This is a genomic window from Pandoraea sp. NPDC087047, assembly GCF_044745225.1.
Lineage (GTDB): Bacteria > Pseudomonadota > Gammaproteobacteria > Burkholderiales > Burkholderiaceae > Pandoraea.
In genome coordinates, this window is the sequence record NZ_JBIUZU010000005.1 from 443,756 (window position 1) to 468,273 (window position 24,518).

Here is a 24,518-nt window from a genome sequence, read left to right on the forward strand (position 1 = left end):
TATCAGATATGATTTGCGAGGAATTTTCTGCCATGTGAGGCGAGGGCGGGCGGTGGCGTCGACAAGCGATCGCCGCCCGCCGGTTCAGGAGTCCTTTGTCACGCCGCGTGTTCCAGATGCCGGTAGCGGGCAAGAAATGCGCGGGTCCGGGCATCGGAGGGGCGCTCGAGAACATCGCGCGCCGTGCCGGTTTCCACAATGGCGCCGTCGCGCATGAAGACCACCTGATCGGCGAGCTCACGCGCGAAGTCCATTTCGTGTGTGACGAGCAGCATCGTCATGCCGTCGTCGGCAAGACCGCGAATGACGCCCAGCACCTCGCCCACCAGTTCCGGATCGAGTGCAGAGGTGGCTTCGTCGAACAGCATGACCGCGGGACGCATGGCCAATGCGCGCGCAATCGCCACGCGCTGTTTCTGCCCGCCCGAGAGCACCTGGGGTAATTGGTTGGCCTTGTCTGCCAGTCCGACTTTTTCCAGCAGCGCCATTGCCTGATCCTGTGCCTCGCGGCGCGGCGCGCCGAGCACACCCAACGGGCCTTCCATCACATTGCGCAATACGCTCAGGTGAGCAAACAGATTGAAGTGCTGGAACACCATGCCGGTGCGCGACCGGAATGCGGAGAGTTGTTTGTCGTTGGGCAGGCGTGTGCGCGTGCCGTCGAAGGTGTGGACCGACGTCCCCACGCGAATCGTGCCGGCGTCGGGCACGCTCAGCAGGTTGATGCTGCGAAGCAGCGTCGACTTGCCCGATCCCGACGGGCCGATCAGGGCGACCACGCCGCCTTTTTCGACGTCGAGCGAGACATCGCGCAGCACCTGATGCTGGCCGAATGCCTTGCTCACGCCGGTGACTTCAATCATCTTGGTCATCGCATTTTCCTCACGATTGCGCCGCATCAGGCGGGGCGGCCGGTGCCGGTGTGCGCTTCGAGCCGGCGCACGACGAACGTTGCAGGCAGCAGCAACGCGAAATACACCAGCGCGACCACGGAATATGTCTCGAGCGGACGAAAGGTTTCATGCGCAATGGTCTGGCCCTGATACAGCACATCGGGCAATGCGAGCACCGAGAGCAGCGACGTGTTCTTCAATTGCAAGATCGATTGGTTCATCAGCGCGGGCACCATGCGCCGGAACGCCTGCGGCAGCACAATGCGCCACATCACGCGAAAACGGCGCATACCCAGTGCACGCGCGGCCTCCGCTTGTCCGGGATCGATGGAGACGATGCCGCCGCGAATCAGCTCGGAGTAGAACGCGCCGCCGTACAACGTCAGAGCGAGTACGGACGCCGCCTCGGCAGACATCTGAATGCCGGTGAGCACCGGCAGCGCGTAGTAAAACCAGATCAGTTGAACCAGCACCGGCGAGCATCGGAAGAGCTCGACGTAGGCGCGCAGCGGCACGGTGAGCCACTTCGTGTGCGCGAGACGGCCGAGCCCGACGACGAGACCCAGCGTCATGCCCGTTGCAATGGTGATGGCCGTAAAGCGCAGCGTGTACCCGATGCCAGTCAGGAAGAGCTGCCAGTAGGGGGCAATGTCCGCAAAATTCCACGAATACACGATGCGTTCCTCGACTCAGAAACTGACTTGCGGCGGGATATCGGACGCTTTCACACCCACGAGCTTGTCCAGATTCGCGAGCATGATCCTGCGAATCTTTCCGCTGCGCTCCATGCCCTGGAGCCACTGGTCGAAATACGTCACCCAGGCGGTGCTTTCCTCTTTGGGCAGCGCCGCGTTGGTGGTGGTCGAGGCCAGGGGCAACGGTACGATGAGGTGGCCGATGGATGGATTCTTCTTGAGCATCGTGAGGCCGAGAATGATCACGGTGACCTGGCAGTCGGCGCGTCCGGCCTGCACGGCGAGCGTGGCGTCGTTCGTCTTGTCGAAACGCAGGATGGTCGCCTCGGGGCAGGTGCGGGTTACCAGCGCGTCATAAGACGATCCCAGGTCGACGGCGATGCGCACGCCCTTCCTGTTTAGGTCCGACCACTGGGTCGGATTGAACCCGTTGCGCGCGACCAGCGAGTTGGCGTTATGGAACAGCGGTGCGGAAAACGTGGCTGCATTGCGACGTTGCTCCGTCGGGAACAGGCCGAAGAAGGCATCGATCTTGCCGGACTGGATGTCGAGCACCGAGTTGCCCCAGGTCGTTTCCTGAATGTCGAGGCGCGCGCCGAGCGATTGTGCGAGATCGGTCGCCATGTCGATCATGCAGCCTTCCCACTGGTTCGTGGCGATGTTCTTGAAGTAGTAAGGCGTGCCGCCGCGCACTGCGCCGATGCGAAGCACGCGTGTCTTCTGAACGCGTTCAAGCGTATTCGCATAAGTGCCTTGCGAGCGTGCTTCGTGGCTGAGCAGTCCTGCGCCGAGCAGGGCGCCCGATTGCAATAGGAAGGAACGGCGAGTTGTCATGCTGATACCTCAATGTGAAACAGTGGGCGCCGCCACACGGGGGCTTTCGATCCTGCGCAGCGGAGCGTGGCGACGTCGAGTCGTGACGTCGCGGGGTGACATCAATACGTGCCGGGGTAACTCCCTCCGTCGATAAGCAGGTTCTGGCCGGTGACGAAACCGGCGTTGGCCGAGCAGAGGAACGCGCAGTACTGACCGATTTCCTCAGGACGGCCGAACCGGCGGGCAGGATTGCCGTTCTGCCGCGCGAGCCATACGTCGTTGAAGGTTTCGTCGGTCACACCCGGCATGTGGCGAATGTGGCGCACCTGCGCGTCGGTCGCGAAAATGCCGGGCAGCAGGTTGTTGATCGTCACGTTGTGCGCCACGGTCTGACGGGACAAACCGGCCACGAAACCAACGAGCCCCGAGCGCGCGCCATTGGACAGGCCCAGGTCGCTCTGTGCGATTTTGACGCTGCGCGACACGATGTTTACGATGCGGCCGAACTTGCGCTCGATCATGCCGTCGACGGTGCGCCGGATCATCTCGATAGGCGCGACCATCATCTGGTCGAGCGCGGCAATCCAGTCGTCACGACGCCAATCACGAAAGTCGCCCGGCAGCGGCCCGTCCCCGTTGTTCACGAGAATATCCGGGGCGGGGCACGCGGCGAGCACGGCATCGCGGCCGGCTTCGGTGGCGATGTCCGCGACGACATAGTCGACCGGCTGAGCGCTCAGCGCCGATATCTCGGCCGCACTTTGTTCCAGGGTTTCGCGCGTGCGTGCCACGATCGTCACCTGCACGCCTTCAAGCGCTAGTTGCTGCGCGCAGGCGCGTCCCATCCCGCGGCTCGCGCCGATAACAAGGGCTCGCCGCCCGCCGATTTGAAGATCCATCACCGCCTCCGGTAAGTGCTTGTTGGGCTCAGGCGTCGAGTGCGCGCATCGGGAAGCCGTACTTCTTGTCCAGGCCCAGCTCGCGCACTGCGCGCAGGCCACGTTCGAGCGCCTCGCCTTCGAGGCCGCGAAGCGGGCGGCGCAGGTCGCCAGCGGGCAGACCGACAGCCTTCATCAGGCACTTCACCGCCACCGGGTTGATCGCGGAGTACGTGTAATGCAGCACAGGCAGCATGCGCAGATAGGTTTCGCGGAAGATCCCGGCCTGTTCCGGCGTTTTCCACGGCGTGGAGAGGGCGGCGATTTCCGCCGGCGCGATGTTGCCGGTCATGTTGGCCGTACCGTGACCGCCGAGGCTCATCGTCGGCACGACGAGACCCAGATTAGGCGAGTCGCAGCACATGATCGACACGTTCGTGTTGGCGGCCAGCATCTGCGCGACCTGACCCACGCGGGTCGTCGATTCCTTGTGGATCACGTAGTTGGGGTGCTTGAAGATACGGATCAGGCTGTCCCAGTGAAGGTCGGTCTTCACGCGCGGCGGGTTGTTGTAAATGCCCAGTGGCAGATCCGTGGCGTCGGCGACGTCGAGGAAGAAGGACTCGGCATCCGATTCCGACGCGCAGATGTAAGCCGGCGCGGCAAGAATGGCGCCGTCAGCGCCGGCATCACGTGCGTACTTCACGTTGGCGATGGTGATGTCGGTGTTGCTCCCTGTGCAACCGTAGAAGAACGCCATCTTGCCGGTCTTCATCTTGGCCGTTTCGGTGATGAGTTGCTTGCGCTCGTCGGGCGTGAGCATCGACGACTCGCCGGTCGAGCCCATGAACAAAATCGCCTTCGTGCCGTTGTCCTCCTGGAACTTGAGCAGGGTGCGGAACGCTTCAAAGTCGATCGAGCCGTCGCGGTTGAACGGCGTGATCAGTGCCACGAACGAGCCTTCGATGTTTTGTCTTGCCATGGTCAATACCTCTTGGGTGATGTTGATGTTTTTGTGCAGCGAGCAGGGAAGTGGCGCGCTGCAACGAGATGCCGGTCTGCGGCAAACCGTGGTGCCTCATCGATTCGATGGTTAGTTAATTTGATAGGATTCCTAATCAAATGATGTGACGAATCGGCGATGACGCGAGATCGCAGTGAACGAGAGAATTTTCAGGAGATGGCAATGCCGTAGCGATCGGGCGTCGCCATGAAAGGCGCCGGCACCGGAAGGCGTGGGATCGCATACGCTTAGGGGATTGGGCGTTGCACGTCCACGAGGAAATACCTGTGCGGACTATGGCAAATGCTCAGCAGCGTCGTGACACAAAACCTGGGATACCACCATCGTCAAACTGCCCTGACGACACTTGCCGAAACGCCGGGTATCGTGAGGCACTTGCCTCACACCGGGATTCGACGTCTGGCGCAGCGACACCACTGGCCATCTTCTCTGCGTCGTCAAGGATTCGTATGATCCGGTATTTTCTTGCGATCGCTAACCAACCATTCTTCATTCGCATATTCGATTGAGGAATTTGCGGTGAGCGGATGCACGCCGGGTTAGTCGCGACCGATGCGGTATCCCGCCAGTCCCGCACCGGCCATTCCCCAATGGCCGGGGGGGCGCACAGCAAGACCGCATCGTGTGACGCGATACGACCGGCATGCCCAAAATCGGTGCAGATGCCGGTGCGGCGGCCAAGCCCCTTCACATGTCCGCGATTGAAGTATTGACAGGTCACTTTGTTTCGGCAAGCATGCATTTCGAGATTTCAATTACGTTTGGTAATCGTGAACCTGGACGACATTCGCTACTTCCTCGCTGTTGCGGACACGGGACTCATGCATCGTGCCGCTGCGGAAGTGGGAATGAGTCAGCCCACGCTCACCAAAGGCATTCGCCGTCTGGAGGCGGAGCTGAACGTCACGCTGTTCGACCGCACGCCCAAAGGCATGCGTCTTACCGAGTTCGGTGTCGCGTTTCGTCAGCACGCCGTGCGCCTGAGCACGGAATTCCGCGACTCGCTCAACACATTGGACGAGATGCACGCGGGGCAGCTCGCCAAGGTGCGGGTGGGGGCGGCGCCCGCGGCCGAGCCGTTGGTGGGGCGCGCGTTTCTCTCGCTGTTGCGCCGGCGTCCGGCGATGCGTCTGGACATCAAGGTGCAGCTCTCCGATGCGTTGCTCACATCGCTGCTCGATTGCGACATCGACGTTGCCGTCTCGCCGATGCCGAGCCAGTTGCCGCCCGAGATCCACGCCCGTCTCCTGTTCGACGAACCGACGTCCATCGTCTGCCGCCACTCGCACCCGCTGCTCGCCGACGGGGCGGCCGTCACGCCGCAGTCGCTGGGGCGGTGCGCGTGGATCCTGCCGTCCTCGGGCGTCTCTGCGCGTCAGCGCATCGATGCGTATTTCCGCGAGCATGGCGTGGCGGGGCCGAATGTTCAGGTCGAGAGCACCTATAGTTCGGCCAACGGCGTGTTCTCGCTAATCGCGGAGAGCGATCTGATTGGCGTGTGCAGCGCGCAACATCGTCCGATCGCCGCTTATCTGGATCTGGCCGTTCTGCCCGTGCGAGACCTTCAGTGGACGCGCCCGATTGCCTGCCTCGTGCGCGAAGGCAGCCGGCTTTCGCCCCTCACGCAATCGTTCGTCGAGCATATCGAGGCGGAGGCGAGGGGATTGCGAAACGACCTTGTGGGCGCACCGTCGCGCTGAGCGGAGCGCCGTATTGATTGTTTTCCCGAGCTTTCGCGGCGGTCCCGCTGCGCACGTCGTGCCGTCATGTTCGCGCTTATCGGCCTTCAGCAGGTCTGCGCATCAGCCGTATCCAGATGCCGTTTTCCGAGCGGATGGTGACACGTCCGACCGGTTTGGGCACGCGCTCGGCTACCGGCGCCAGCGTGAAGCGACGTACCACGCTGGCGAGAATCAGCATGGCCTCCTGCGACGCGAAGGCCGCGCCGGGGCATACTCGCGGGCCGGCGCTAAACGGGATATACGCGCACTTGAGCGACGCCTTGCCCGCAGGCGTGCCGAACCGGTCGGGATCGAACTCGTTGGGGCGTTCCCATAACGACTGATGGCGATGGATCAGCCACGGCGAAATCAGCAGCGGCGAGCCTTTCGGCACGGTCTTGTTGCGCATGCAGTGGGTCTGCAAGGCTTCGCGAACGAAAAAGCCGACCGGAGGATACAGACGGAGCGCCTCGCGAAAGACATCGCGGGTGAGCTCCAACGCCTTCGGGTCGCCATACTCGAACGGGCGCGCGCCGACTTCGGTATCGATTTCCGCGAGCATGCGCGACTGCATGTGCCCGCACTGCGCCGTCAGATAGAGCGACCAACCCAGCGCGCTTGCCGATGTCTCATGTCCCGCAAGAAACAGCATGCAGACCTGATCGACGAGCTCCTCGTAACCGAAGCCGTCCCCCGTATGCGGATCGCGCGCCGCGATCAGTGCCGACAGAATGTCCTCCGGTTGTTCCGGCGCATTGCGCTTTTCGAAGCGCTGCGCGATGAGTCTCGCCAGTACGGCGCGGATTTTCACCGCGCTGCGTGCGCTTGCCCGGCGAGGCAGGAATGACGGTAGTCGATACATGCTCAGCATCATCGAGCGCTGCGCGTGATGCTGGAATTCCACGAACGCTTCGTAGATCGTGGCGGCGTCGGTACTGCTCAGCTTTTCCGAAAGAATGGTCCGGAAGATGATGTCCGCGGTGACGTAGGTCATCTCGGCGTCGATGTCGAACGGCTCGCCGTCGGCCTTCGTGTCCATGCGCGAGAGCATGTCGTCGACGCAGTCGCGCATCAGCGGAAATACCCGCTTGAGCCGCGCATGTCCCAGCGCCTGATCGACCAGCCGGCGCTGACGTGCCCAGACCTCGCCGTTCGTCGTGAAGATGCTCGAACCCAGTAGCGGTTCGAGCATGCGGTGCATCAACTCGTGTTTGGGATAGTCGGGGGCGTTGCCGACGAGGATCCGGCGCACCCATTGGGGTTCGTTCACCATGAAGATGTTGAACCCGGGCTGCCAGATCTCGCCCATCTTCATGCGATAGCTGCGCTCGAAAAGCACATCGATCCAGGAGCGCCAGCCGCGTAGGAACCGGCGCACGAATGAACTCTTGTTCTTGTGCGGGGGGGGGAAAGGGGGGGTAAATCGCATCGCAGGGAGTCAGGTCTGAAGCGGGTCCGGCCCTGCCGTCAGACGGAAGTAATCGTATTCGCCGGGCAGGTCGGCGGCCATGAGGTACTGGAAGTGCAGTCGCATCTTGTCGCGTTGCAACGCGCGATAGCGTGTCGGCGAAAAGAGCTTGAAGAACTTGGCGATGACCTGTCGCGGGCGATGGGGCAGGGCGATGCCGCAAGCCGCCAGCGGATGCATGCGCGCGAAGCACAGCGGGTCCGCTTGCGCGGCAACGTCCACCCACGGATACACGCACGAGTGGCCAACGGTGCGCAGATCGCAACGAAATGCCTGCGCGCTGCGCAGTCGGCTCAACAACGGAATACAGCCACCGAGCGTCACCAGTTTTAGATTCGGTATGCCCTCCGGGGCTGCGCGAAGCAACCGGGCCACAACGCCCACGAGCACCATCGTTCCCACACTGTGGCCAACGACCAGGATTTCGTCGGCGGGATACTGACGGCATTCTTTTGCAATACGCGCCGCCATTTCGTCCATGCGCGCATCCAGCGTGGGTAGCGAGCGACATCCCCATCGATGGGCGAACCGGTAAATCCTCAACAGCCACAGCACGCCGATCCGATCGAACCAGGACATGCCCGCCCATAGCAGCACGAGACTGGTGAGAACGGCACCGCCGATCGCGTGCCATCCACGAAATCCCGCATACCATGCGAGCTGTGCCGCGAGTCCACCGAGGAGGACGGCAGCGATCGCCAGCAATATGACGCTGGCAAACGGAAAGGTAGCGCTCAGGAAGGGACCCCGGTTGGCCCTGCGCAAGCCATGGAAGAAGCCTTGTCGCACAAACGCGGCCAGTCCGATGAAGCTCTGCACGACGAGGCACAGGTGACTTCCCCGCCAATGCTCGCGGACCACGTCGTCCCAGCCGAGGAAGATGTAATCGGTCGTGACCTCATGCCGGCCCCAGCGGGACGCGACCTGCCACGAGGCGGAGTGATGCCGACGCCGTCGCGATCCGGTGACGATTTGCACGCCGAGCATGTGGGCCTGCTTTGCCGCCTCGTCGCGATAAAGGCGATGGTAGTGCGCGGCCCCGCGCGGGTCGAAACCGCTCAGGTAGTAGACGCGGCGACGCTTCACCGTGCCTCGCTCCGGTCCATGCAGGTTCGAATCGAATGCGGTCATAGCGTGGCCCTGTGAAGTCCCTTCTTGAGCATCAGATCGACGATTGGCTGCTCGCGCTTGTTGGCGCGCTGGCAATGGTCGCGTTGAAACCTGTCGGTGATCCAGATGATGGCTCTCGCCCAGCGACGGTCCCGCGCGCGCCAGGCGTGCGAGGACAACGACTCCCAGGCGTATCCGTTGAAGAGCGTGGCGTTGACGAAGTGATCCAGCGCGCGCACCCCGGCGCGCGCGCGCGACGAATGTCCACTGAAACCGACCGTCACGATCAGGAGGTAGCCGAGCAGCGCGCAAGGCACGAGCACCGTCATCAGCAGGAAGCCGGCGGCGCGCTCTTGTAACGAAATGGATGTCACGACACCTGCTCCCCGCTTGCCGATATCGACGAACGCGAATGGCCGTAATCCCCTGCACCGGGCACCGTATTGATGATGGATGTGTGCGCATCCTGTGCGCGCATCCACGGCGAATCGCCGTAGAAGCTTCCGTTGTGTTGCGTCATGCTGAGCAAATAAGTCTTGAGCTGGCTGACGCGCTGTCGATCCACCGGCGCTGGCGAGCGCCAAAAGACGGCGAGCGGCATTTGCGACGTCAGTCCGGGCAGATCGAAGAACGCGCGGCCCGCGACATACACCGGGCAGCCATGATTGAGAGCGGACAAGCCGGTCGTGCTGTTGATCGTGACAACGCCCCTGGACTTCGTGATGAGGCTCGGGACATGCGCGTCGTGAAGGTAATGAATTCGTCCGCTGAGCCCATGCGTGCGCGTGAGCGACGCAATCCACCGGCGGTAGTCACGATGACCGCGATCCATCGGGTGATGCTTGATGACGAGATGTGTTTCCCGCGGTGCATGCCGTGCGAACGACACGATGACGTCCTCGATGAAGTCCCTGACGTCCTCGAACGGGCTGTGATGCCGGATCTGGCTGTCATTGAAGACCTGCAACGGCACGAGGAAATAACGGCCGGCGATGTCCCTGGACACGAAGCGCCGCAGAGCGGCTTCCCGCACCCGGAACCATTGCTTGCGAAGGGCGGAGCGCACCCAGCAGACGATCTCCGGGAACGGCGAGAATTCCTTGTGATGGCGATAGTGCGGAAAGCGGTGGCGCCAGATGAGCCCGGCACCGTAATACGTCATGGCCGCCCAGGCCATTCTGCGGAACCGGTAGCCGGTCGGCTGGCGAGGCGCCGGTCGCACACGAGGTTCGTCCCCTGCGTGGGGAAGGGCCACGGCGTCGCAGGCGAGCGACGAGTAGCCGTTCGCCCCGTCGAGCTCCAGCGTGATGTAGTCCGGGCGGCGAACATAACCCTCTTCGAACACATAAAAGGGCAAGCCGTGCTCTTTCGCAACTCGCCGGCCGATCCGATGGTACTCGCGGCAGTCCCCGAAACAGACCACGGCATCGATACGGTGCGTCGCGACATAGACGATCAGCCAGTCGTCGAAATCGCCGAGCGTGCCGGTGTAATCGACCGTGTTCGGGCCACGATGGAACCACCGGTCGCCGCCATTGAAATTGATCTTGAAGACGGTTGCACCGTGCTGCGTCAGCCATTGACGCAGTCGATTGAAGAAATGCCCCATCGGCCCCTGGAGAAGCAGCACACGGCGGTGCGTCTTGAGCATGTCGGACGAGGCGCGGGCAGCAAGCGGCATAGTGAGCATTTCAACGACGCAAAAGCAGGGCGTTCCACAGCCCGCGCAGCGTGCATAGGGCTCGGGCGGGCAGCGATCGGGGAATACACCTCGTCTTCGGATGGAAGGGCATGCGTTCAATGCCGTCGAGTACCGCTTCCACGCGTGCGAAGCCGGCAACGCCGGGGATCCGGTATCGCGGGTAATCGATCAGCGCGGCGTGAACGAGTTCGTCCAACGACAATTGACGACCCGTGCTGGGCGCACCGAGACAATGGTCTTCGGTGAGGCCCCAGCCTGCGTAAAAGGGATGCCCGTAGCAATGCACCGTTTTGCCTCGGAGCAGGGCTTCGAAGCCGGTGAGCGACGTCATCGTATGAACTTCGTCCGCGACATCCAGGCATGAGGCGATGTCGGCAGCGCTCGAAATCTGGTTGGCAAACTGCTTGATCCTGTCGATGGGGATGCGGCCGGGCCGGCTCCCGGACACCACATCCGGATGCGGTTTGTAGACGATCCAGGCGTCCGGTCGCGCTTGCCGAACCGCTTCGAGCAGCGCAAGGTTGGTTCGCACGCGGGTGGTGCCGAATTGCAGCGACGTGTCCGTCTCGACTTGCCCGGGCACCAGCACGATGGGGCGCTCGCCGGCCGCGTCGCTCGGTCGGAATTCGCCGCCGAGGTTGTACTTGGTCACGCGCTTGGCAACGAGCTGTTCGCGCAGCCGCGCGGCCCGAGCGCGTTCGTCGTCGGTGAGCGTGATCGTCGCCAGTCTGCGATGCAGGGCGCTGAGGTATCGCGGGGCGTAGTGCAAGCCGAACGCGTCGACTACCAGCGACCAGGGACGATGCAAGTGAACGCCGAGGCCATGCGAGCGCACGAAGCCATCTTCGATCCGAACGAGCGGAAGGCCCCTGCGATCGGCCATCGCCGCCAGTTCAGAGGACGGCATTCCCCACACCACGAGGCGGCTGCGCGCCGGCAGGACGGCGGGAAGCGCGCGTGCGTTGCGCGGAAATCGGAGGGTGTTTGCGCCGGTATCGAGAAAGGGGCGCACCATGGCGCGCTTCCATAGACCCATGCCGATGCAGAAGTCCGTGCCTGACGACGCGCGACGCAGGTCACGATTGAGCCGGATCCACTCGGCGACATCGAAGAACGTGCCCGGCCGTCCGGTTTCGGGCGCGATATAGCGCGCGTATTTCAGATAAGCGGCGGCGAAGAGTTCAACCAGCGTCTTTGGATGGGGACGTCGTTCGCGCAGTTTGCTTATCTCGGGGTGGCGATCGTCGGTCTGCCCCCATCCGGCATACCAGGGTTGTCCGAAACACACGACCTTGGCGCCGGCCACGAGGGCTTCGAAGCCGAAATGCGACGTGGCCGTGTAGACGACGTCGACGGATTCGCTCAGGGCGTACGGGCACATGCCTTTGGGCACATATCGCGCATAGGACGGCAGCATCGGCAGGTATCCCTGTTTCCTGCCTTGCACGACGTCCGGATGCGTCTTGACCCAGACTTCGGCGCCGGGGTGTTCATCGAGCGCGACGTCGAGCATTTGCGCAAACGTTCTTTCATCTGCGCCACCGAGCTTGACCGACGTATCGCCGAAGGTCTGATCGACGATCAGCACGCGCGGGCGGCCCGTGCGCTGGGGCAGCGTAGCGGCGGTGCTCTGGTTGTACTTCGTCAGACGATGACGGCGTAGCAGCGCGAGGCCGTGTTCGGCCTCCTCGCGCGCGCTCACGTCATCCAGCGAAATTTCGCGGATGAGTGTCTCTAGCCGCGACGGCCCCGTCGCATCGTAGTAAATTCCCAGATCGTCGACGACCAGCGATAACGGCGGCGTGCCCTCGACCCCGAGACCCAGCGAGCGCAGGAAGCCGTCTTCCAGGGCGAGGTAGGGGATGCCGAAACGCTGGGCGTAGGCGTACACCCGCGCGGACGAGCGGTGTCGTCCCCATCCAACGATGGCACTCACGGGTCTTATCGGACGGTGCCTGGGCGTATACCGGAGTCGACGATAAGGTTCACCGAGAAGGGCGTCCAGGTGGGGAATTTTGGCGATGCCTGAGGAGCGGACGAGAATCAACGACGGGCTCCGGCAGGGTCCTGGATTTGTCTCTCGACCGATAACGACGCGCTTGCAGTGTCCCCACGGCGCCAGTGCGCAGCCATCATCGCTCGAACTCGTTCAAGGCATTGCGGCGTGTCGACACCCGGTGCGGTGGGGGCGACACCGAACATCTGCATGCGAACGCCCGCGTGGAGCAGACGAAGCTGCTCAAGCATCTCTGCACGTTCCGTCATGGGAGATGCCAGGGTGCCATACCGCTCAAGTGTGGCGCGGCGGTAGGCGTATACCCCCACGTGCTTGAGGTAGCTCGCGCTGCCGGGTGCGCGTTCGAACGGAATCGGGGAGCGGCTGAAGTACATGGCCTGTCCCTTGTCATCGAGCACGACCTTGACCGCGTTGATGTTCCGGGCTTCGGCGGCGTCGATGGCGTGGCAAAGCGAGCCGACATCGACGTCGGGGCGAGCGTGCATGCCGTCGATCAGACGCGTGACGTCTTCCGGGCGAATCAGGGGTTCGTCACCTTGCAGATTCACATAGAGGTCGGCGTGAATCTGCGACATGACTTCCACGAGCCTGTCGGTGCCTGACGCGTGATCGACGGACGTCATGATCGCTTCACCGCCGAAATCGCGAACCGTGGAGGCGACACGCGAGTCGTCGGTCGCAACGACAACGCGATGGGCATTGACGACCTGCTGTGCGCGCTCCACGACGTGCTGAATCATCGGTTTGCCGAGGATATCGACCAGCGGCTTTCCCGGGAGACGGGTGGAGCCGTAGCGGGCAGGAATCACAATGGTGGTTTTCATGCTTCGTCGGCGTTAGCGATCTGGTAAATCGCCTTGAGCTGTCGGAGCAACTTCGGCAGTGCGGAGAAGGGCACCATGTTGGGGCCGTCGCAGGGCGCCTTGTCGGGGTCCGGATGGGTCTCGAGAAATATTCCGGAAACCGCTCCCGTCGCCATCGCTGCGCGCGCCAGATGCGGAACATATTCACGCTGCCCGCCGCTACTCGTGCCCTGCGCGCCCGGAAGCTGCACCGAATGCGTGGCGTCGAAAATCACCGGACATCCGGTGGTCTGCGCCATGACCTGAAGGCCGCGCATATCGACGACAAGGTTGCCGTATCCGAACGACGTGCCGCGCTCGCACACATAGAACTGATCGTCCCGCACGCCCGCTTCGCGCGCCGCCTCCTTCGCCTTCTCGACGACATTCTTCATCTCCCACGGCGAAAGGAACTGGCCCTTCTTGATGTTCACCGGCTTGCCGCTTTGGGCTACCGTGCGAATGAAGTCTGTCTGACGGCAAAGGAAGGCCGGCGTCTGAAGGATGTCGACGACTTCGGCTACCGGTTTGACTTGGGATGCTTCGTGGACATCGGTGATGACGGGAATATTCAGCTTCGATCGAATATCCGAAAGAACGGAAAGTCCTGCATCCATCCCGATTCCGCGGAAGGATGTCCTGGCGCTTCGATTCGCTTTGTCAAATGAAGATTTATAAACAAAATCAATTTTCTCTTCGTTGAATATTCTCCTTAATTCAGTTGCGGCATCCATCGAGAAATCCCTTGACTCTATAACGCAAGGGCCAGCAAAAATAATAGGAACGTTGGGTTTGTTTTTCACGGATATATCCTGTTTTTTGGTGTTTCTCGTCCCGGATTTTTGGAGAATTATCTGGTCTGGAGTCTCTTCAGTAAGAAATCTTTGAAGAATAGAGTGGGTGATTTTCTAAATTTTCTGAATTTTCGCGAAAACTTTCCAGGGCCCGGGTGAGGTGCTTGCATTGATTTCGTGTCGGGTTTTTTTCGAACTTCCTGGGAGGGATCGATTTTTCTTGGTTCGGAATGTTTTTCGAGAAGAATGCTTGATCTGAAATAGTCAAAATGGCGCGTATTTTTTGATAAAGAAACTTTTCTTCTCGGTAAGAATGTGTACTCCAGTGCGCCGGGAATTAGGATTTTTGAAAATTCAATTTCTGCTGCGGAACTCGTTGTGCTGCCTGTATGAGTGTTTCTCGTTTCCCGGTACTGCGCTTTTCCGTGTGTATAAAATCTGAACCACAAATAATGAATGAATTTTTCCACGCGGTTCCGGTCCGGCTGAATGAGATTGTCTTTCTCCCTGTTGAATGAAATGACATTGTCTAAATTAACCGAAAGACCCGGGTGGGAATAAAATGCACGACCGACATTAAACGTCGGTTTTCCGAGCATTAGGGAGTAAATTCCGACGCCGGAGTTGATCGTGAGAACGGCGTCGCTGGCAGAAATTGCGTCATAGAAATGAGTTTCAGAATTCAGTGTTGTTATGTTCGTTGTGCCAAAATCAGGAAGCGCTGGCTCCAGTGGGTGTTGTTTTACAAGGATGTGCCATCCAGAGTCGGATATTGAGCTCGCAAGTTTTTTGATCTCCGACGTGAAGTTGTCAATGCTGTTGTCTTCTCCCGCCAAGTACCGAATCACCGAGTCGTCGGGACGTTGCATTGGGATAAACAAAACTTTTTTTCGTCGGAGGTGGTGCTTTCTTACGAAATTATCAAATCCGATGCGCAGTGGATTCTTCTCCAGTGCATCGTCCATATTGAGTACGGATGTGATGTACTCTGAAACTTCTTCTCGCTCCTCTGGCGTGAGTTCTCTTTCCCAATGATTTTCGTCGTAGGACGTGCTGTCAGCGTTGAATCCATTAGGATCGATGAACCAAGAATCCGGAAGAGCACCTCTGTCGAAATTTAAAGTTTGCAAACCTAATTGTTTGCATTTTCTGTAAAGTTTTAGTCTGAAATGATTTCCAAATGAGTTGAAGAAGAAAACTCTGGTTATCTTGTTTTTGGTTAGGTATTTTGAGAATTCATCGGTTGTTTTGAATGTGTCTTCGTCGACAAAATCCGTCGCGCCAAGATGTGGGATTAATTGGCGAACTGAGTTTGCTGTTTTTCCTTCCCGGTGCACGAGAACAAGCGTAGTTCCCGTTAATGAAGTTGAAGCGCCAGATAATGCCGGTGGTAAACTTCCGGTTTTGTCGAAGTCTCTGATGTGGCGTTCAAAAAGACGCCTGTTTGCAGAGTTTTTTTCCGAATATGACCGGTCTTCTCCCGTTGGATGCCATAAATGTACAAAGAAAATCCTTTCGTTCATGAGGGCGCGCCCGAACATTGAAAAGAAAGTTCTGTAGCCCCTGTACAGTGGGGAATCGTATTTGTAGAGATGGTTGTAATAATCGGAAGATCTGGTGTATTTCATTGAAAGACACGCCAGTCTGTTCAGGCATTCAAAGTCTTCGTATCCATGACCGTGATACGATTCACGATTGCCGCCGATTTCAAGGAAATAGTTTCTTCGCACCAGAATCGAAGATGATGTTGGTGCATATAATGAAATTGATTTTCCGCTATCCAGATATTCCGAGTATGCGGATTTGTGTGATTCTTCTGGATCTCCGGAGATGTATTCTTTCGAGTAATCTTCGCTTAGGTATAGGCAAGGAATGACTTCTATGTCATTGAAGTATTTGCTATTTTTAAGCCTATTAAGAATGCTTTTGTAAAATGATGGTGGCGCGAAAAGATCAATGTCTTGAAATGTGATGAATTCCGTTGTAGATGCCTGAACCCCTGAATTTCGACAAATCCCAATTGAAAATGGTTGGCCAAAGCGATTCAATCTGATGTAGCGTATGCCTTTGCTTTCCGATCTGCGCTGAAATTGATCGCTCAAATTCGGGGCACTTCCAAAGTCGACGATAATTCGGCTTATTTCGGGGGTCGGCTCGCACGTATCGATAAAGCTTATGGTTCTTTCGAATAGGTATGAGGATTTGTTTGTGCAATTAACTGGTGTGATGATGGTAAGCATGTTGACGTAGATAACTTAAAGTCCCAATACAACCTTCGCCGCGACCGCAATCTGATAAAGAATTTGCGTAATCCCGCGAGTGACTTCGACATGCTTCGTTTGGACCTTCGGAAGCACCATGATTTCGTCGCCCGCATCGATGAGGGTGCGACTCGACATCGACACAACCTCGCCGTTCTGCCGAATGACGACGACGCGCGATTTGCTTTCGCCTTGCAAATAACCGCCCGAGCGCTCGATGTAGTCGTTCGCGTTATCGCCGTCTTGCCAACTGACGGCGTTCGGGAAGATGACTTCTCCGTGCACCATCACGAGCGAGCTTTTCTCGGGGATGCGGATGATGTCGCCGTCCTCCAGCAGGGTCGAGCCGATGTTGTCTTGCGACAAAACCACCTGACCTCTCGGTTCGATCTGCTTTGCCTGTGCGATAAACCGCGCAAGGAGATCGGCCTCCTTGACGCGCAGACTCGCTTCCTCGTTCGTCGATGACGTGGCCGACAACGAGCTCTGCTGAAGTTTCTGAAGCGAGACGTCCAGCATTTCCTTCTGACGCACGGCGACGGATTTTCGATACAACTGAAGCGCGTCCACACGAGACATGCTGGTGGCGTTGATCTTGGTCAGGACGTCGGCCATCGTGGCGCCATACGGCAGCACCATCGCGTGTTCGCCGGAGTGAGCGCCTTCGATACGCACCTGAATCGTTCCCGCATATCGATCGGCCGTGACGATCAACTTGTCACCGTCCTGAAGCACGACGTCATGTCCGTGCGCGATCGCGTAATACTCCGTTCGCTTCTGTGTGCCTTGCCTGCGCACAACGCTCACATGTGTGGCGCCCGGTTTGACGCGCGCAACTTCCAGCGCGCGGGCGAGCGTGAGCGTCGACTGTTCAAACTCGAAGTCGTAGGCATTGAAGACCTCGCCCTCGACGCTGAACGTGTGCTGACGCGGACCCACGACGACGACATCGCCTTCGTGCAAAGGCAGTGCGGCAAGGTGGCCGTTGAGCAGAAAGTCGTACAGGTTCATCCGGCCGATCTGCGCGCCGGCGCGATTGACCACGACATCCACGTAACTTCCGCGCTCGGGGTCGACACCGCCTGCACGGTCGAGATAGGACAAAACGGAGTCCGTGCCGGTGCCCCCGTACAGACCGGGTTGCTTCACAAACCCCGTGACGAATACTTTCACCGGCTGCGCGGTGGCCAGAGAGGCGTAGACGCCGACATTCGCGCGATAGACGCTGCGGACCTTGCTTTCTACGAAGGCGTTGAGATTGGCGTTGGGTGTGCCGGCAATGGCGATGGGGCCGACGTTGGGCAGGAAAACGTTCCCCTTGGGGTCCACGGTCAACAGGCCATCGAACGTGAATGCGCCCCACATGCGAACCTGAATCCGGTCGCCGACTTCCACGCGGTGGTTCGGATTGAAGCCGGCACCGGCGGAATTGCGGAACGCGCCGTTGAAGAGTTGCGCGCCGAACATCGTGGACGCGACTTTCACGCTCGACCGTCCCCCGGGCCGACCCAATACACCGGTATCCGGCTCGGAGGACATTGCCGGATCGATATAGGGTGCGGGCTGGGACGAAGCCCCGGGGTCACCGGATTCACCGGCGACGGGGTTAAGGAAGTTGAGCGTGTCCATCGCCGCGCTGGCGTTGCAGACGACGCACGCTGTCAGCAATGGGATCAGTAAGGTCTTCATATCAAACGTGTGCGGAACTCAGTCTTTGTGGTCGTGGACGATCTTCACCACGAGTTGCGTCGCGCCATAAAGCAGGCCCAGGCAAAGCGCCAATGACGCGAGGACGTACCAGGTTCTCGGATGGGTCGCGTCCTCGGCCAGTTGAGGCGACGCGACAACGACAAGGTTCTTGAGCTTGCGGGCGGCTTCGACACGCGTTTTTTCTGCGCTTGTGATCGCCAATTGGTAGAGCTTCGTGTGGAATTCGTAATCGCTTTTCAGCGCGAGGAATTCGGCGGCCTGCCGGTTGAGCTTGCTGCCGCCAAGCGAGGCAACCTTGTGCTTCTCAGCCACGATTTGCGCTTTCAGCGCCCGGATGGCGCTCGTGCCGGCCACGGCCTGCGGGGCTGTGGGATTGAGGAACGCCAGCAGGTTGGTCTGTTCCGCTTCGAGCACCGCGAGCTTGCCTTCGAGCTCGGCAATCAGGCGTGCAGTGGCCTCGGCGGACGCCACGGGATCGAGCATGCCGTGCGCGTTCTGATACGCCAGCAGCTTCTCCTCGCTCTCGCGCAGGCGGCGCTGCGCCTCGGTGATTTCGGTTTGTGCGTACCGCGTCTGCTCGCGCGCCACGCTGTGCGAGACCTCGTTGATGAACGATTCGGCGTTCGTCAGAATGGCCCGGCTCAGCGATAGGGCAAGCGCCGGCGTGAAACCTTCCGTGCGCACATTGAGCAGGCCGGAGCGCTCATCGAAGGCGGCATTGACGCGCGCGCGGTAGTACTCCAGAAACGTTTCACGCGATGCACCGGACGGCAGGCGATAGATGATATCGGCGCGAGGTGCTTCAAATGCGGCGCGCAGATCGAGTGCTTCGTCGAGCAAGTTCAGCATGTCGGCCGACAGGATGTATTCGCGCAGATACATGGCGTCTTCGCGCGACGAGGCATTCCCCACGCCGGTGAGAAGCGACAAGCCGAACTGCGCGCCGTCGGGTTCCGTCGAGCGCTTGATCGCGACGGAGGTGTCGCTCACGTATCGCGACGCAGCGAATACGCCGAGATACATGGCGGTGATGAGCAGCGGTAGCGTAAATAACGCCGGCAAGCGCCAATGACGCGGGAAGCGTCGTGCGTGCCGACATCCTTTAGCGAGTGTCGTGGCTGCGGTAGAGATGAATGGCTTCATCGATATCCTCAAATACTTTGGCGCCCTCGGGGGCAAGCCATAAACCAATGTCGCAGTACTTCTTGAGCGAGGTGACCTGATGCGAGACCATCAGAAAATTCGCGTTGGCGCGCTTGCGCTCGATGTGCTCGGCACACTTGTGCTGAAAGGCGGCGTCGCCCACGGCAGTCACTTCGTCGAGCAGGTAGTAGTCGAAGTCGAATGCCAGCGACAACCCGAACCCGAGGCGCGAACGCATGCCGGAGGAATAGGTGCCGATGGGCATGTCGAAATATTTGCCGATGCCCGCGAACTCCCTGACGAACTCGACTTTTTGTGCGATGTCGTCCGGGCGCGAATACAGGCGGCAAACGAACTTGACGTTGTCGCGCCCCGACAGTCGGTTCAGAAATCCGCCCGACAGTCCGACCGGCCATGAGATGCTTCCCTGTGTGCTGACGCGGCCCCGATCCGGACGATCGATCCCGCCGATGATGCGCAGAAGCGTTGATTTCCCCGCGCCATTGGGACCCAACACGCCGATGCTCTTGCCTGGCGGCAGCGTCAGAGACAGATCGCGGAAGACGTAATGACGTCCGGTGGGCGTCCGGTACGATTTGGTCAGCCCATCGAGTGCGATCACGACGTCAGCATGGCGCTCTCGCGCCCGCGATACAGCGCTAAGCCGAACGCACAGCTCGCCAGTGCCGCGAACGCGAGATACGCCAGACTGACGTCATCGGCCGGATAGTCGGGGAAGGCGGCATGCCGTGCCAGCTCGATCGCATGCAGCAGTGGATTCCACAGCAGGTATTGCCGATATTCGATGGGGACGACGTTGATTGAAAACATCACGCCGCTCGCGAAATACAGGGGCTTGAGCACCAGCGGCACAATCTTCTCCGCTTCGCCGAACGACGCACCAACGACCATGAGCATCAACCCGATTCCCGCGGAGAAGGCGGCGAGAAGCGCCCAGACCATGAGCAACGCGGGCACATGATCGATGCTGACTTGCTCTCCGAATACGGCCAGTCCGGCCAGAATCAGGCAGTAGACCGAACCGTAAATCAGGCATTCGAGTAGGGCACGCGCGAGCAGCGTGTCGATCGGCTTGACCGGACGGTAGTTGAACAGTCCTTTGTTCGCCTCCACGGCCGAGAGCGAGCGCAGCGCGATTCCGGAGAACAGGAACCACGGCAACACACCGTTCACGAGAAATGCCGGGAAGGAGATGTCAGGCATCGAGCGGTGCGAGATGACACCGAAGATCGCCATGAACAGCAGCACGTGTGCCACGGGCTCGATCGGCGCCCAGAAATAGAGCAGTCGGTACTTGCCGAATCGAGTGCGTAGTTCTCGGAGAAATAGGGCGGACACGCTGGCGCGCATCACTTCCAAACCGGTGCGCATGATCACGTGTCGAAAAGCGAGATGATGCCGACGGCGGCATTGCCGGCGTCGAGCGCGACCAGCGTCGAGATCTTGCGGGTGACCATGAGCGTTTCCGCTTCGGCGAACGGCGCGTTCGCACTGATGGTGACCGGATGTGCGGTCATCATGTCGCGGGCCGTGATTTCACGTACGTCGCTGCCATGGGAAATGGCGCGCCGAAGGTCGCCGTCGGTGACGATGCCGCAGAGTTCGCGTTCGTCGCCAAGCACCAATACGGCACCGGTGCGGCCTCGCGTAATCGCTTCGACCACGGAGAGAAATGGGGTGCTCATTTGTACGCTGACGGGCGCGCAGTGCATGAGATCGGACACGCGGCTGAGCAGGCGCCGGCCTAACGTCCCGCCGGGGTGGAAGGTGGCGAAATCGGTGGGCTTGAATCGCCGGCGTTCCATCAGGGCGACGGCCAGCGCGTCTCCCATCACGAGTGCCGCCGTCGTGGAGGTAGTTGGGGCGAGATTGTGCAGGCAGGCTTCGCGCTCGACCGTGACGGCCAGATGGACCCGGGTCTGCCCGGCGAGCGTCGATGTGGAGTCGCCGGTGATGGAGATCGTCGGCACGCCGACGTGGCGAATATACGGCAGCAGCTTCAGGACTTCGTCGGTTTCACCGCTATTGGAGATCAACAGGACGGAATCGTCGGCGCCGATCATGCCCAGATCGCCGTGAAAGGCTTCCGCCGGATGGACGAAGAAACTCGACGTGCCGGTCGACGCGAGGGTGGCGGCGATCTTGCGACCGATGATTCCCGACTTCCCCATGCCCGAGACGACGACTTTTCCGCGCGTATTCAGTAATAGCTCGACGGCGTCGCCGAAGGCGTCCGACAACATCTTGCCTTGTGCGGCGAGGGCACTCGCCTGCTGCGCAAACACCTGTGCACCGATGGCGACGGTGGCCTGAAGGCTTGCTGTATCCATAATGCCGGATCTCCAATGAAAACGGCCTCGCCACGTCGCGTGGCATCTTGCCGCCGACGATTGATGAGGCGTGAAGCTGTTTTGATCAGGCCCCCTAAGGCGGGGAGCGGGAGATGACGAGGGTCATCCCAAAAGACAGGGCGCGGCGGCACATGCGGACGCCATGGACTGTCAACGTTTCCTGCGTGACGATCTCTCGGGGGGCAACAGGTCGTCTACAAAAGATCTCGAGAGTCGAATCGCATCCGTTCCGGTATCGCCCATGGGGTGCCGATGGATGACTGAGGCGGTGCATCTGACCAGACCAGTCTGAAATCAGGCGTAATGAAGCGCCGGAAGTCTGCGGGTAACTACAGCGAACGAGCGAAATTCTGCTTTGCATTTCAGCGGAATTCACGCCATTTCACATTGACTTGGGAATTGACTTGCTGCAAATGCGAGGTTTGGGGAATTGCCCTGGCACCTATGTGTAAAGGGGCTTGGGGTCGAGTCCGCGAGTTGCGAGAGGGCTGGGTGAACCGGAGCGCATGTGAAAGAACGCCATCGTCCGATCCGACCCGGTCAGGGGGAGGTGGAGACGGCGTTTTTCGGTGGGACGTCGGTCGTTGTCCCTGGGATTTATGCTTGCGGCGAACTTGCCCGCAGCAGTTCGGCAAATCGGGCTTCGCACCAGCGCATGACATCGTTGGGCTCGCGCCCGAAGCGCCACAGCATGCGCACCGGCAACTGTGGCAAGCCAAGATCGTCGCAACGCAGTTCGTGAAGATCCTCGTACTCGGCGATATCGATGGGCAGCACTGCCCAGCCGAGTTTGTCGACGACCATGCTGGCGATCACGTACGAACTATCCGCGCGCCAGATGGACGGACTGAGTTGCAACGGCGTGAAATCGCCCATTTGCAGCAGGATCTGCCGGTATTTCGCGAGATCGCCTCGCGTGACTTGATCGCGGTACGCAAGCGGATGGTCACCCGCGACGAACACCCCTTGCACGGCCGAGCCGACGTATTTATGCCCCAGCGCCGATGAAATTGCGCCACGATCCACGTGAAAGCCGATATCCGCGCGCTGCTTCTCCACGTACTCGGCCACTTCGGTGGAGGTGCCGTTGAGCAGCGTGAGTTCCAGATAGGCGAACTGGTAGGCGAGGTCACGCACCAGTTCGCTGACGGCCTGATAGGGCAATGCCTCGTCCAGCGCCAGCGACAACTGAGGCTGCTCGCCGAACGCCAACGCGTTCGCGCGGTGGTTCAGCCCCTCCGCCTGACGCAGCAACTCCTTGGCTTCGAGCAGCATTACCTCGCCCTGATCGGTGAGACGCGCATTTCGGCGGCTACGGTCAAATAGTTCAAATCCCATGTCGGCTTCGAGCAACGAAATCGCCGTGCTCACCGCCGACTGAGCTTTCCCCAGACGACGGGCGGCAGCGGATATCGAGCCCTCTTCCGCGGCCGCCACAAAGTAGCGCAATTGTTCTATGGTCCAGTTCATTTATCCATTTTATAGATAGGTTCCAACTTTTTCTAACACGATTTTCACGGCAGAATCGCGCTTCTCCAATATGAAACGCCAGATTGAAACGCCAGCATAGGCGAGGCGGCAGACGACCGGATCCCCCGGTCCGGTGGTCTCAGGCATAGACCTCCTTCGCGCAACGCGCACCTGTCACCTGTGGCGCCCCTGGAGAGATGCGGGTCCTCCGGCCCCCCATCGCTGGTGCAGTCACTGCCAGCCCATCGCTCGACGCCGCGCACCGAACGCGGTCTCGACACCCTTGACCGGATGTCGCAAATCCAACGTTCTTACATGTCATCGAAAAACGATTACCGAACCCGCTTCGGAACGCTAACGGGCGTGTCCGCCAGCCTGATCGCCTGCGTCCTGTTACTCGCAGCCTGCTCGGACCGCAGCAAGAAAGACGAGGCGGACGCCACGCCCGAAGCGGTCGTGCGCACCGTCGAGCGTCGTGCCGAGCCCCTCGCCACCGAGCAGCCGGGACGCCTCGCGGCATTCCGCAGCGCCGACGTGCGTGCGCGTGCGGGTGGCGTCGTCATCGAGCGCAAATATCAGGAAGGCCAGAAGGTCGCCAAGGGCGACGTGCTGTTCCGCATCGATCCGCAGCCGCTGTCTGCCGCGCTGGACGCCGCGCGTGGTGCGCTCGCGAAGGCGCAGGCCGAACACGATTCCGCGCGCGATAAGATCGAGCGTTATCGTGGCCTGCTCGAAGAGCGTGCCATCAGCGCCCGTGAAGACGCCGAATCCCGTGCCGCAGAAGCCCGCGCGCGTGCCGAGGTGCTGGCCGCGCGTGCCGAAGTTCGCAAGGCGGAGCTCAATCTCGGCTACACCAGCGTCGTCTCGCCGATCGCGGGACGTGTGCGTCGTGCCGAAGTCACCGAGGGCGCGCTGGTCGGCCTTGACTCGGCCACGCTGCTCACGCGCGTGGAGCAGATCGACCCGATCTACGTGAACTTCTCGCAACCGGCCGCCGAGGTCTACGCCATGACGCGCGACTTGCGCACGGGCAAGCTGCAGCACGGCAACGAGGCGTCTGCACCGCAGGTGCATGTGACACTGCCCGACGGACGCGAGTACACGCTGCCCGGCAAGCTGCTCTTCACGGATCTTGCGGTCGATCCGGGGACGGACACCATCGCCATGCGCGCGCTGCTGCCCAACCCGGACGGCGTGCTGCTGCCCGGCGCGTTCGTGCAGGTGCGCATGCAAGGCGCCGTGAATCCGAACATCGTACGGGTGCCGCGCGAGTCGCTGACGCGTACTACCGACGGCGCCATCGTTCGCGTGGTCGACGCGCAGGGCAAGGTGCACGACACGAAAGTGCACGCCGAAGCGATCGACGGTCGCGACTGGCTGGTGACGGACGGCCTCAAGGGCGGCGAGAAGGTCATCGTGCAGAACGTCGCGCAGTTCTCCGACGGCATGCAAGTCAAGATCAAGGCCGATGCAACTGACGCTGCCGGCGCCGCCGCAAAGTCGGCCACAGTCGTCACAGCCGCTGACGCCAAGCCGCAAGACAACACCGCACCGGTAGCGCCCGCGCGCGCCGGTCCGGCCTCCAAAGCGGAGACGCAATAA

General features: G+C 60.5%; 21 protein-coding genes. 2 read left to right on the plus strand and 19 right to left on the minus strand.

Annotated elements, in window-relative coordinates:
* Positions 1 to 98: 98 nt before the first annotated feature.
* The 5 genes from ACIPHM_RS12235 to ACIPHM_RS12255 form a co-directional block, all read right to left on the minus strand.
* Complete coding sequence (locus tag ACIPHM_RS12235) at positions 99 to 863, minus strand: amino acid ABC transporter ATP-binding protein (RefSeq protein WP_400328265.1); 765 nt, start codon at positions 861 to 863, stop codon at positions 99 to 101.
* A 35-nt stretch (positions 864 to 898) separates the two neighbouring features.
* Positions 899 to 1,567 carry an amino acid ABC transporter permease gene (locus ACIPHM_RS12240; protein ID WP_400328137.1) on the minus strand — a complete coding sequence of 223 codons (669 nt, stop codon included), beginning with the start codon at positions 1,565 to 1,567 and terminating at the stop codon, positions 899 to 901.
* 15 nt (positions 1,568 to 1,582) lie between these two features.
* Positions 1,583 to 2,422 (minus strand): transporter substrate-binding domain-containing protein, encoded by an 840-nt coding sequence (locus tag ACIPHM_RS12245; RefSeq protein WP_400328139.1) that lies wholly within the window; start codon positions 2,420 to 2,422, stop codon positions 1,583 to 1,585.
* A gap of 101 nt (positions 2,423 to 2,523) precedes the next feature.
* On the minus strand, positions 2,524 to 3,303 hold the full coding sequence (locus ACIPHM_RS12250; RefSeq protein ID WP_400328140.1) for an SDR family oxidoreductase: 780 nt from the start codon (positions 3,301 to 3,303) through the stop codon (positions 2,524 to 2,526).
* A gap of 28 nt (positions 3,304 to 3,331) precedes the next feature.
* Complete coding sequence (locus ACIPHM_RS12255; RefSeq protein WP_400328141.1) at positions 3,332 to 4,264, minus strand: 4-hydroxy-tetrahydrodipicolinate synthase family protein; 933 nt, start codon at positions 4,262 to 4,264, stop codon at positions 3,332 to 3,334.
* Positions 4,265 to 5,076: 812 nt separating this feature from the next.
* On the opposite strand from ACIPHM_RS12255, the gene ACIPHM_RS12260 reads away from it, so the two are divergent.
* Positions 5,077 to 6,006 carry a LysR family transcriptional regulator gene (locus ACIPHM_RS12260; protein WP_400328143.1) on the plus strand — a complete coding sequence of 310 codons (930 nt, stop codon included), beginning with the start codon at positions 5,077 to 5,079 and terminating at the stop codon, positions 6,004 to 6,006.
* A gap of 76 nt (positions 6,007 to 6,082) precedes the next feature.
* Here ACIPHM_RS12260 and ACIPHM_RS12265 read toward each other — a convergent pair whose 3' ends face one another.
* From ACIPHM_RS12265 to ACIPHM_RS12330, 14 genes are all read right to left on the minus strand, one after another.
* Entirely contained in the window at positions 6,083 to 7,405 is a 1,323-nt protein-coding gene (locus ACIPHM_RS12265; RefSeq protein WP_400328145.1) for a cytochrome P450, read from the minus strand.
* A 60-nt stretch (positions 7,406 to 7,465) separates the two neighbouring features.
* Entirely contained in the window at positions 7,466 to 8,626 is a 1,161-nt protein-coding gene (locus tag ACIPHM_RS12270) for a hypothetical protein (RefSeq protein ID WP_400328147.1), read from the minus strand.
* Complete coding sequence (locus ACIPHM_RS12275) at positions 8,623 to 8,979, minus strand: hypothetical protein (RefSeq protein WP_400328149.1); 357 nt, start codon at positions 8,977 to 8,979, stop codon at positions 8,623 to 8,625. Before ACIPHM_RS12275 ends, ACIPHM_RS12270 begins: the two co-directional genes overlap by 4 nt.
* Positions 8,976 to 10,286, minus strand: coding sequence for a capsule biosynthesis protein (locus ACIPHM_RS12280; RefSeq protein WP_400328150.1), 1,311 nt, complete (start codon positions 10,284 to 10,286; stop codon positions 8,976 to 8,978). The genes ACIPHM_RS12275 and ACIPHM_RS12280 overlap by 4 nt, the downstream gene beginning before the upstream one ends.
* 10 nt (positions 10,287 to 10,296) lie before the next feature.
* A complete protein-coding gene (locus ACIPHM_RS12285) occupies positions 10,297 to 12,243 on the minus strand; it encodes a capsular polysaccharide biosynthesis protein (RefSeq protein ID WP_400328151.1) in 1,947 nt (648 codons plus the stop codon).
* Positions 12,244 to 12,350: 107 nt separating this feature from the next.
* Complete coding sequence (kdsB, locus tag ACIPHM_RS12290; protein WP_400328153.1) at positions 12,351 to 13,148, minus strand: 3-deoxy-manno-octulosonate cytidylyltransferase; 798 nt, start codon at positions 13,146 to 13,148, stop codon at positions 12,351 to 12,353.
* Positions 13,145 to 13,975 carry a 3-deoxy-8-phosphooctulonate synthase gene (gene kdsA / locus ACIPHM_RS12295; RefSeq protein ID WP_400328266.1) on the minus strand — a complete coding sequence of 277 codons (831 nt, stop codon included), beginning with the start codon at positions 13,973 to 13,975 and terminating at the stop codon, positions 13,145 to 13,147. Before kdsA ends, kdsB begins: the two co-directional genes overlap by 4 nt.
* Before the next feature lie 41 nt (positions 13,976 to 14,016).
* Positions 14,017 to 16,200 (minus strand): glycosyltransferase, encoded by a 2,184-nt coding sequence (locus ACIPHM_RS12300; protein WP_400328155.1) that lies wholly within the window; start codon positions 16,198 to 16,200, stop codon positions 14,017 to 14,019.
* Between the two features lie 15 nt (positions 16,201 to 16,215).
* The gene (locus tag ACIPHM_RS12305; RefSeq protein WP_400328156.1) at positions 16,216 to 17,910 is read right to left on the minus strand and encodes a polysaccharide biosynthesis/export family protein; all 1,695 of its coding nucleotides are present in this window, start codon (positions 17,908 to 17,910) and stop codon (positions 16,216 to 16,218) included.
* A gap of 18 nt (positions 17,911 to 17,928) precedes the next feature.
* Positions 17,929 to 19,074 carry a hypothetical protein gene (locus tag ACIPHM_RS12310; protein ID WP_400328157.1) on the minus strand — a complete coding sequence of 382 codons (1,146 nt, stop codon included), beginning with the start codon at positions 19,072 to 19,074 and terminating at the stop codon, positions 17,929 to 17,931.
* The gene (locus ACIPHM_RS12315; protein WP_400328158.1) at positions 19,034 to 19,696 is read right to left on the minus strand and encodes an ABC transporter ATP-binding protein; all 663 of its coding nucleotides are present in this window, start codon (positions 19,694 to 19,696) and stop codon (positions 19,034 to 19,036) included. The genes ACIPHM_RS12310 and ACIPHM_RS12315 overlap by 41 nt, the downstream gene beginning before the upstream one ends.
* The gene (locus ACIPHM_RS12320) at positions 19,693 to 20,466 is read right to left on the minus strand and encodes an ABC transporter permease (protein ID WP_400328160.1); all 774 of its coding nucleotides are present in this window, start codon (positions 20,464 to 20,466) and stop codon (positions 19,693 to 19,695) included. The genes ACIPHM_RS12315 and ACIPHM_RS12320 overlap by 4 nt, the downstream gene beginning before the upstream one ends.
* Positions 20,467 to 20,468: 2 nt before the next feature.
* Entirely contained in the window at positions 20,469 to 21,425 is a 957-nt protein-coding gene (locus ACIPHM_RS12325) for an SIS domain-containing protein (protein WP_400328162.1), read from the minus strand.
* A 618-nt stretch (positions 21,426 to 22,043) separates the two neighbouring features.
* Positions 22,044 to 22,916 (minus strand): LysR family transcriptional regulator, encoded by an 873-nt coding sequence (locus tag ACIPHM_RS12330; protein ID WP_400328164.1) that lies wholly within the window; start codon positions 22,914 to 22,916, stop codon positions 22,044 to 22,046.
* Positions 22,917 to 23,231: 315 nt separating this feature from the next.
* Here ACIPHM_RS12330 and ACIPHM_RS12335 point away from each other — a divergent pair, with 315 nt between their 5' ends.
* Positions 23,232 to 24,518 carry an efflux RND transporter periplasmic adaptor subunit gene (locus tag ACIPHM_RS12335; protein ID WP_400328166.1) on the plus strand — a complete coding sequence of 429 codons (1,287 nt, stop codon included), beginning with the start codon at positions 23,232 to 23,234 and terminating at the stop codon, positions 24,516 to 24,518.

Excerpts from the sequence above, each read along its gene's own strand:
- ACIPHM_RS12235 (WP_400328265.1), bottom strand. The coding sequence starts at position 863 with ATGATTGAAGTCACCGGCGTGAGCAAGGCATTCGGCCAGCATCAGGTG.
- ACIPHM_RS12245 (WP_400328139.1), bottom strand. The coding sequence starts at position 2,422 with ATGACAACTCGCCGTTCCTTCCTATTGCAATCGGGCGCCCTGCTCGGC.
- ACIPHM_RS12250 (WP_400328140.1), bottom strand. The coding sequence starts at position 3,303 with ATGGATCTTCAAATCGGCGGGCGGCGAGCCCTTGTTATCGGCGCGAGC.
- ACIPHM_RS12255 (WP_400328141.1), bottom strand. The coding sequence starts at position 4,264 with ATGGCAAGACAAAACATCGAAGGCTCGTTCGTGGCACTGATCACGCCG.
- ACIPHM_RS12270 (WP_400328147.1), bottom strand. The coding sequence starts at position 8,626 with ATGACCGCATTCGATTCGAACCTGCATGGACCGGAGCGAGGCACGGTG.
- ACIPHM_RS12280 (WP_400328150.1), bottom strand. The coding sequence starts at position 10,286 with ATGCCGCTTGCTGCCCGCGCCTCGTCCGACATGCTCAAGACGCACCGC.
- kdsB (WP_400328153.1), bottom strand. The coding sequence starts at position 13,148 with ATGAAAACCACCATTGTGATTCCTGCCCGCTACGGCTCCACCCGTCTC.
- ACIPHM_RS12300 (WP_400328155.1), bottom strand. The coding sequence starts at position 16,200 with ATGCTTACCATCATCACACCAGTTAATTGCACAAACAAATCCTCATAC.
- ACIPHM_RS12305 (WP_400328156.1), bottom strand. The coding sequence starts at position 17,910 with ATGAAGACCTTACTGATCCCATTGCTGACAGCGTGCGTCGTCTGCAAC.
- ACIPHM_RS12310 (WP_400328157.1), bottom strand. The coding sequence starts at position 19,074 with ATGAAGCCATTCATCTCTACCGCAGCCACGACACTCGCTAAAGGATGT.
- ACIPHM_RS12320 (WP_400328160.1), bottom strand. The coding sequence starts at position 20,466 with ATGCGCACCGGTTTGGAAGTGATGCGCGCCAGCGTGTCCGCCCTATTT.
- ACIPHM_RS12325 (WP_400328162.1), bottom strand. The coding sequence starts at position 21,425 with ATGGATACAGCAAGCCTTCAGGCCACCGTCGCCATCGGTGCACAGGTG.
- ACIPHM_RS12330 (WP_400328164.1), bottom strand. The coding sequence starts at position 22,916 with ATGAACTGGACCATAGAACAATTGCGCTACTTTGTGGCGGCCGCGGAA.
- ACIPHM_RS12335 (WP_400328166.1), top strand. The coding sequence starts at position 23,232 with ATGTCATCGAAAAACGATTACCGAACCCGCTTCGGAACGCTAACGGGC.